Here is a 7,156-nt window from a genome sequence, read left to right as displayed (position 1 = left end):
GAGGTGCTCGCCGAGTCCGGCGTGGCGCCCGGGCGCGTCGCCGCCCTGCGCTCCTGCGGCGCGATCGGCTAGGGCGCGTCAGCGGCGCAGCAGCGCCGGGAGGTCGCAGGTCCGGGCCCGGGCGGCGACCGCCTGCCGGTCGAAGTCGTTGATCTCGGCGAGCAGGTCCGGGGTGAAGATCGTGCCCGGGGCGACCGGTTCGGAGATCATGCCGCCCGCGACGGCGACGTCGACGGTCTGCTGCACGGTCTCCGGCGTGACCGCGCCCCACCGCTCGTCGACCGGGAACACCTGTTCCAGTCGGGGGCGCATCTCGTCGAGCCCCTTGCGCAGCGCCTCCTGATCGGACACACCCGCTGCCTTCGCCTCCGGGTACACGCTCCAGTGCACCCGCAGCGCGCACTCCGGGTTGGCCCGGGCGAACTCCGAGCCCTCGGCGATCCCGCGCCCGAGCTTGACCAACCGGTCGCGGTCGTCACGCACCCTCTCCGGCCGCGCGACCACGCTGCCGGCGAACCCGTAGTCGTCCATCGGGGAGGCGATCCGGCGCAGCCCGTAGCCGGTGGCCTCGATCTGGGCGTTCACCGAGTCGTAGCCCATGTAGGCGTCCACCTGGCCCGACCGCAGCGACTGCGCGGCGCTGCCGCCGATCCCGATGTCTACGTAGCGCACCGTCGTGGGGTCCAGGCCCTGTGCCCGCATCGCGGCCGTGACCAGCCGTTCACCCTCGCCGGCGAGGCTGTAGAGGCCGACGGTCCGCCCCTGCAGGTCGGCGAGCGTGCGGATCGGGCCGGCCTCGGGGACCGTCGGGTAGTACGGGTTGCCGGGGATGTAGGCGTAGAACGCGGTCGAGTCGGCGTTGCCGTTGACGTGCGCGGCGAAGTTCGACCGGCTGCCCGCCGCGCCGACGAGGATCTTGTCGGTGGCCACCGCGGTCATGATCGCGCCGCTGCCGTCGAAGGGCTGGACCTTCACGTCGAGGCCCTGCCCGCTCCAGTAGCCCAGGGCCGTGGGCACCGACGTGTAGTACGCCGACCCGGGCAGCTCCGGCGCGTTCACGCCGAACGTGACGGTCGGCGACGACGCGTCGGACCCGGCCCCGCCGCAGGCCGTCAGGCCCGCGGTGAGCGCGACCGCGGCGAGCACGGCTCCGGTCCTGCGCAGCGAGGTGGTTGCGGGCATGGGCATGGCGTCCCCGTTCGTCGGTGAATGGGTGTGTGTCAGGAGGAGAGGGTGTGCAGCGCCGCGTCCATCGCGTCGAGGTGCGCCCGCACCGCCTCCGGCCCCTCGATCACCAGCCCGTGCGCCGGCGCGATCCGGGTGACGGCGCGGCCGGCGAACAGGTCCCGGGTCCTCTCGCGCAGGACGGGGGTCCGGGCGTGGGCGAGCCAGCCGAACTTGGCGCGCAGGTGGGCGATCACCTCGACCGGCTCGGGCGCGACGTCGTCGCCGCGCAGCACGCGGGGGCCGTCGCGGCGGGACTGCACGGAGTGCCCGAACGAGTCCGAGGTGAACAGCGTCCCGGTGGCCTGGTCGAAGCCCCACCAGGTGGCCAGCAGGCGGATGCTCGGCCGCAGGATCTCGACGCCCCGGGCCGGGCCCACCGCCACCGCGAAACCCGGTGCGGTGCGTTCGAGCTGGATCCGTTCGCGCCGCCCCGCGCCCCGGCCGGACCCGGCGGCCAGCTCGCCGAGGGCCTCGAACGAGTCGAACGGGTTGGGGCCGCCGCCGGCGTAGAGGCGTTCGACCGGGAACCGCCGCGCGATCTCGCCGAGGCCGCCGGTGGTGTCCGGTTCGGCGCGGGTCACCAGGACCGAGACCGGCGTGCCGGCCGGGACGAGCGTCTCCAGCTGGTCGGCGACCGTCTCCCGCAGCACCGCCGGCCCCGGGTCGATCACCAGGACCGAGCCGGCCTCGCGCAGCACATAGCAGTTCATCGGCTGCCACCCGCGCACGTGCGGCGGCACCCAGCTGATCCGCCCGTCCAGCTCGACGCCGTCGCCGAGCAGGTGGAGCCGGTCCGGGACCAGCTCCACGACCGGGGCCCGCGCGGGCACGCTCATGCGGAGAACGCGTGCCGGTGCGCCTCGCGCATCACCGGCATGATCAGGGCGAGGTCGTCGACGACGCTGCCGTGCGCCGGCGCCAGCAGCCGTGCCGGGTAGCGGCGCAGCAGCGCCTCGAAGCGCTCGAAGTAGGGCCCGATGTCGACGTAGCGGCTCCAGAACAGCGACGACTTCGTCAGGTGCGTGGCGAGGTCCAGCGCGGGCGGGTGGTCCAGCTCGCTGGTCAGCAGCGCGCACTCGCCCGGCCGGTGCAGCGGCTCGTCGACGTCGCCCGCGAGGTCGGCCGAGACCTGGGGCAGGTGCCCGTAGCCCAGGGCGTCGACCGGGAACAGCACCTTCCGGCTGCGCTCGTAGCCCCACACCGTGGTGGGCAGGTCCTCGATCACGGCGTCGAGCAGCACGAAGACGTACCCGCCGCCGAGGTCGATCTCGGTGCCGTGCGACACCGGCCGCATCCTCGCGACGTGGTCGGGGAAGTAGAGGTGGTAGTCGCGCAGGTCGCCGACGATCTCGACGCCGGGGTACCGGTCCACGATGCGGTCGAGGTTCCCGGCGTGCGGGATCTCCGGGTGCGACGGGACGAGGTAGTCCAGCGGCCGTCCGCCGAGGACGCGATCCAGGTCGTCGGAGACCTTCGACCAGGCCCCGGGCGGTGCGGTGTCGAACATCAGCGTCGCGTCCGCGCCGACGATCACGTAGGCCGAGGTGTGGAAGTGCACCGGCTCGTCGAACGCGGCGCTCTCCAGGCAGGCCCCGACCCACCACACGCCCTCGCTGATCTCGCGGGGCAGGTCCCTGGTGGACGCGACCCCGGGCATCGTCGTGCTCATCGGGCGGACTCCGTTCCGAACTCGCTCCAGTGCGCGGCCGGCCGGGTGGCGGGCAGGCGGTACTTCGCGACGGCGTTGCCGCCGAGGATCTGCGCCCGTACGTCGGCCGGGACGCCGGCGAACCCGATCCGGGTGCTGTAGTCGCCGTCCCAGTGCGGGTAGTCGGTGGCGAACTCGAGCGTCTGCGGCCCGAGCCAGTCGATGACCCGGGCGAGGTGGCGCGGGTCCCGCGGCTCCTCGACGGGCTGGCGAGTGAACGACACGTGTTCGCGGACGTACTCCGACGGGGCCCTGCGCAGCCGCGGCACCTCCGAACCCAGTGCGCGCCAGTACTTGTCCAGGCGCCACAGCAGCGGCAGGCACCAGCTGTAGCCGCCCTCGACGAACGTGAACCGCAGCTCCGGCCAGTGGTCGAAGACGCCCTCCTCGAGCATGCTGACCAGGTGCGTCGCGTAGAGCACGGAGAACTGCGCGTGGTTCTCCAGGAACGTCGTCGGCGGGCCGGACGAGGTGAACAGCGCCGGGCCGGGCCGCTGCAGCGTCACGTGCGTGCAGACGGCGAGGTCGGCGTCGACGGCGGCCTGGTACACCGGCCAGAACGGGCGGTGCCCCAGCGGCGTGCCCAGGTAGGGGTTGAGCATGACCTGCACGAAGTGCGGGTGCCCGGCCCACTTGTGGATCTCGGCGACGGCCAGGTCCGGGTCCGAGCTCACCCGGATCGTGCCCTGGTAGCGACCGTGCCCGTTGTAGGCGCCCAGCCAGGTGTCGGCGAGCCAGGCGTTCGTCGCCGCGGCCATCGCCGCCTCGTGCTCCGGGTTCGCCGCGGACCGCTCGGTCAGCGGGATGATCACGGCCAGGTCGACCCCGGCCTCGTCGAAGAGCTGGCGTCCGGTCAGGGCCGGGTCCGAGCCGGCCGGGGTGCCGTCGTCGCCGAACGCATCCAGGCGACGGCCCTCGTTCGGCGGCGCGAAGATCACCGACGTGCCGAGCATCCCGTTCCCGTAGAGCAGGTCCCGCAGGTGTCTCCACTCCGACGGCAGGTGGTCGGCGATCTCGGTCGCGCTGCGCGGGTTGACGTGGATGTCGCAGTCCACGACGCGCACGGGCACCCGGCCCGTCCCGGGTCCGGACGTCCCGGCGGTGGTGGTCGCGGTGGCGGTCACGCCGTCTCCCCTCGGTCGAGCTCGTAGAGCCGTGTCGCGTTGCCGTGCAGGATCCGTTCGCGCGCCTCCGCCGCCGCGTCCGGGTAGACCAGACCGGGCGGCAGGAAGTCCCAGTTCGGGTAGTTGCTCCCGTAGACCAGCAGTCGGTCGGCGTCCACCATGGACAGCCACTCGCCCGCGACGGCGGCGTCGTCCGGGCCGTCCATCCGGTGCGCGACGAACCGGACCTGCTCGGCGAGGTACTCCGAGGGCAGCCGGGTCATCCACGGCATGTCCACCCGCATCGCGCGGTAGTCCTTGTCCAGGCGCCACATCATCGGCCCGAGCAGGTCGAAGCCCCCGTCGGCGAACACCACCCGCAGGCCGGGGAGGTGGTCCAGCACGCCCTCGGTCATCAGGCTCGTCAGGTGGTTGACGAACATGAACGGCGCGACGGCCGCATGCCCGAAGTGGGTGTGCAGGTATCCCGCCGGCGTCGGCGCGTGCTCGACGCCGGTCTCGGCGTCGGCGTGCACACAGACCGGGAGGCCGTGTGCCGCCGCGGCCTCCCAGACCGGCCAGAACTGACGCTTGCCGTAGGGCTGCAACGACTGCATCGGGACGCCGACCTGGACGAAGCCCGGGTGCGCGGCCCATCTCTCGATCTCGGCGACCGCGGCCACCGGGTCACCGGGCGCGACGCGGATCGTGCCGTGGAACCGGTCGTGTGTGGGGCCGAGCCAGGTGTCGGCCAGCCACGCGTTCGTCGCCGAGCAGACCGCGCCGAGCAGGTCGATGTCGGGCAGCAGGCCCAGCGTCAACGGGTGCAGTACGACCCGGTCGACGCCGCCGTCGGTGATCAGGTGCCGGTGGAGCAGGTCCGGGTCGGATCCGGGCGGGCCGGCGTCGGAGTAGGTCTCGCGCAGGTGGTTCCCGGCCGGGTTGGGGTAGTAGTAGCCGTCCCCGCTCGGCAGGCGCCGGGTCTTCCAGAGCCGCGGGAGGTAGGCGCGGAACTCGGCCTGGCTGCGCGGCCGCACGTGCACCGACGCGTCGACGATCGCGCACGCCGGAGGGCGGCCGCCCCGCGCGGCCGTCTCCAGCGAGACGGTCGCGAGTCGCGCCGGGTCGTCCCCGGCCAGCTCGGTGCCCTCCCGCCGCGCTGCTCCGGCCGCACTCATGTGCGGGCCTCCGCCCGGGTGCGGGTGCCCCGCCCGCTCGCGGTGTCCACCAGGACCTGCCCGTCGAGCACCCGGACCTCGTAGGTGCTCAGAAGGTAGGGCGGGTCGACCAGGGACCGGCCCTCGGGCAGCTTGAACTCCCAGCCGTGCCAGGGGCAGCGCAGGATCTCCCCGTCGTGAGCCCAGCGCCGCTGCTGCGGACCGTCGGAGACGACCGTCCCGGTGAGCAGGCCGTCGCACATCGGCGCGCCGGCGTGCGGGCAGCGGTTGCGGATCGCGACCAGCTCGCCGCCGATGTTGAAGACGCCGATCTCGATGCGGTCGACGCTGACGACCACGCGCGATCCGGGAGGCAGGTCCTCGGTCGCACAGACGACACGCTCGGTCACTTATGCCTCTCCCTCTGTGATCCGGCGATACGTGTCGCGCCCACCCGCAGTCTCAACGGTTCGGACGACATTCGTCGGGGACGACGTTGCTTCGCCGAGGTCAGCGGCGGTCCTCGGGGCCCGTCCGACCCGGACGCGGCGTGGCAAGACTTCGAGATCTCGAAGAGGTGCTCGACTTTCAGTCCACCATCGTGGTTGCGGGCGGTCAATACCCGATCGGCGCAACCGGGACGAACTTCGTAGGCCCGGAACTTGTTGACCGGACTTGTGAGGTAGGGCACGGTTCGAATCTGTGAACCGGGATTCGAGTTTCGGGAGACCGACTCCGACCTGGGGCGACGCACAAGGACGTGCACCGGTCGAGGGCGAGAGGAAGACGTGACGATGTCGACGAGGTCCAGGGGGAGAGCGGCCCGGCCGGCGGCGATCGCGATCGCCGCAGCCTTGGCCCTGAGCGTGGCCGCCTGCGGGGGAGCACCGGCCGAGACGGGGGCACCGGACGCACCCGTCACGTTCGGCGTGACCGGGCCCGAGCTGCCCGGCTCCGCGTACTACTCGTCGATCCCGACCTCGCTGGGGTACTGGTCCGACCAGGGCCTGAACGTGAAGTTCAACGAGTTCAAGGGCACCGGTGAGGTCATGACCGCGGTCGCCACCGGCAAGACGACCATCGGGTCCGGCGGCACCAGCGGGGTGATGGCCGCGCACGTCAACGGCGGTGCGGACATCAAGACGTTCTACTCCTACATCCCGAACAACCCGTACTGGCCGGTCGTGCTGCCCGACAGCCAGGTCCGGTCGCTGGCCGACCTGCAGGGCAAGACGGTCGGCACGTTCAGCCTGGCCGGGGACGGGGCGGGCCTGCTGCAGGGCGTCATGCGCGAGCAGGGGCTCGACGCTGACTCGATGAACATCGTCGAGGTGGGGACCGGCGCCACCGCGCTGCAGGCCCTGCAGACCGGCCGGATCGCCGCCTACATGGGCTACGACTCCGTGTACGCCGAGATCGAGGGGCTGGGCAACCAGCTGCGCAAGGTCGACTCAGCGATCGACCGGTACGGCTTCCTCGGCGGCATCGTCGCCCGGCCGGAGTCCTTCGCCGAGCAGCGCGACGTGCTGGTCAAGCTCGGCCGGGGCATCGCCGAGGGCAGCACGTTCGTCAAGGCGAACCCGGAGTGCGCGCTGCGCGTGCACTGGGCGACGTACCCGCAGTCGAAGCCGGCCGGCGTGCCGGAGGCCGAGGCCCTGCGGCGCGGGGTCACCGGTGTGATGGCGCGCCTGAAGAACCAGTTCCCGGTGGACGGCCAGTGGGGCCGGGTGGCCCCGGAGACCGTCCGGAAGCGGATCGACGTCGCCGTGACCGGCGGGACCATCCGCAAGCCGGTCGCCGCCGACGAGATCTGGACCCCCGAGCTCCTGGACGAGATCAACGCGTTCGACAAGGCGAAGGTCGAGCAGCAGGCGCGGACCTGCGACCTGCCGACGCTGGTCAAGGCGCAGTGAGAGGCGGAACCCGACCCATGACGAACGCGAGCAGGAGCGTCGAGCGGC

The 7,156-nt window shown here is 72.5% G+C and carries 7 protein-coding genes; 1 reads left to right on the top strand and 6 read right to left on the bottom strand.

From position 1 onward, the window contains the following. Positions 1–78: 78 nt before the first annotated feature. Genes I4I78_RS08305 through I4I78_RS08280 form a run of 6 tightly spaced genes read right to left on the bottom strand, consistent with a single transcriptional unit; the run spans position 79 to position 5,605 of the window. Positions 79–1,182 carry an ABC transporter substrate-binding protein gene (locus I4I78_RS08305; protein WP_218610644.1) on the bottom strand — a complete coding sequence of 368 codons (1,104 nt, stop codon included), beginning with the start codon at positions 1,180–1,182 and terminating at the stop codon, positions 79–81. 38 nt (positions 1,183–1,220) lie between these two features. Beyond that, positions 1,221–2,063, bottom strand: coding sequence for an MBL fold metallo-hydrolase (locus I4I78_RS08300; protein WP_218610643.1), 843 nt, complete (start codon positions 2,061–2,063; stop codon positions 1,221–1,223). Beyond that, complete coding sequence (locus tag I4I78_RS08295; protein ID WP_218610642.1) at positions 2,060–2,896, bottom strand: MBL fold metallo-hydrolase; 837 nt, start codon at positions 2,894–2,896, stop codon at positions 2,060–2,062. The genes I4I78_RS08300 and I4I78_RS08295 overlap by 4 nt, the downstream gene beginning before the upstream one ends. Next, entirely contained in the window at positions 2,893–4,059 is a 1,167-nt protein-coding gene (locus I4I78_RS08290; RefSeq protein ID WP_218610641.1) for an amidohydrolase family protein, read from the bottom strand. Before I4I78_RS08290 ends, I4I78_RS08295 begins: the two co-directional genes overlap by 4 nt. Continuing rightward, complete coding sequence (locus tag I4I78_RS08285) at positions 4,056–5,216, bottom strand: amidohydrolase family protein (RefSeq protein ID WP_218610640.1); 1,161 nt, start codon at positions 5,214–5,216, stop codon at positions 4,056–4,058. Before I4I78_RS08285 ends, I4I78_RS08290 begins: the two co-directional genes overlap by 4 nt. Further along, on the bottom strand, positions 5,213–5,605 hold the full coding sequence (locus I4I78_RS08280; protein WP_218610639.1) for a Rieske (2Fe-2S) protein: 393 nt from the start codon (positions 5,603–5,605) through the stop codon (positions 5,213–5,215). Before I4I78_RS08280 ends, I4I78_RS08285 begins: the two co-directional genes overlap by 4 nt. 384 nt (positions 5,606–5,989) lie before the next feature. On the opposite strand from I4I78_RS08280, the gene I4I78_RS08275 reads away from it, so the two are divergent. After that, the gene (locus tag I4I78_RS08275) at positions 5,990–7,108 is read left to right on the top strand and encodes an ABC transporter substrate-binding protein (RefSeq protein ID WP_218610638.1); all 1,119 of its coding nucleotides are present in this window, start codon (positions 5,990–5,992) and stop codon (positions 7,106–7,108) included. The last annotated feature ends 48 nt before the right edge of the window (positions 7,109–7,156 follow it).

The organism is Pseudonocardia sp. KRD291 (genome assembly GCF_019263595.1).
Lineage (GTDB): Bacteria > Actinomycetota > Actinomycetes > Mycobacteriales > Pseudonocardiaceae > Pseudonocardia.
This window is presented reverse-complemented; position numbering and strand designations above follow the sequence as displayed.

What these genes read in the sequence shown, in the direction of transcription:
- I4I78_RS08295 (WP_218610642.1), bottom strand. Translation starts at nt 2,896, where the DNA reads ATGAGCACGACGATGCCCGGGGTCGCGTCCACCAGGGACCTGCCCCGC.
- I4I78_RS08305 (WP_218610644.1), bottom strand. Translation starts at nt 1,182, where the DNA reads ATGCCCGCAACCACCTCGCTGCGCAGGACCGGAGCCGTGCTCGCCGCG.
- I4I78_RS08300 (WP_218610643.1), bottom strand. Translation starts at nt 2,063, where the DNA reads ATGAGCGTGCCCGCGCGGGCCCCGGTCGTGGAGCTGGTCCCGGACCGG.
- I4I78_RS08275 (WP_218610638.1), top strand. Translation starts at nt 5,990, where the DNA reads ATGTCGACGAGGTCCAGGGGGAGAGCGGCCCGGCCGGCGGCGATCGCG.
- I4I78_RS08285 (WP_218610640.1), bottom strand. Translation starts at nt 5,216, where the DNA reads ATGAGTGCGGCCGGAGCAGCGCGGCGGGAGGGCACCGAGCTGGCCGGG.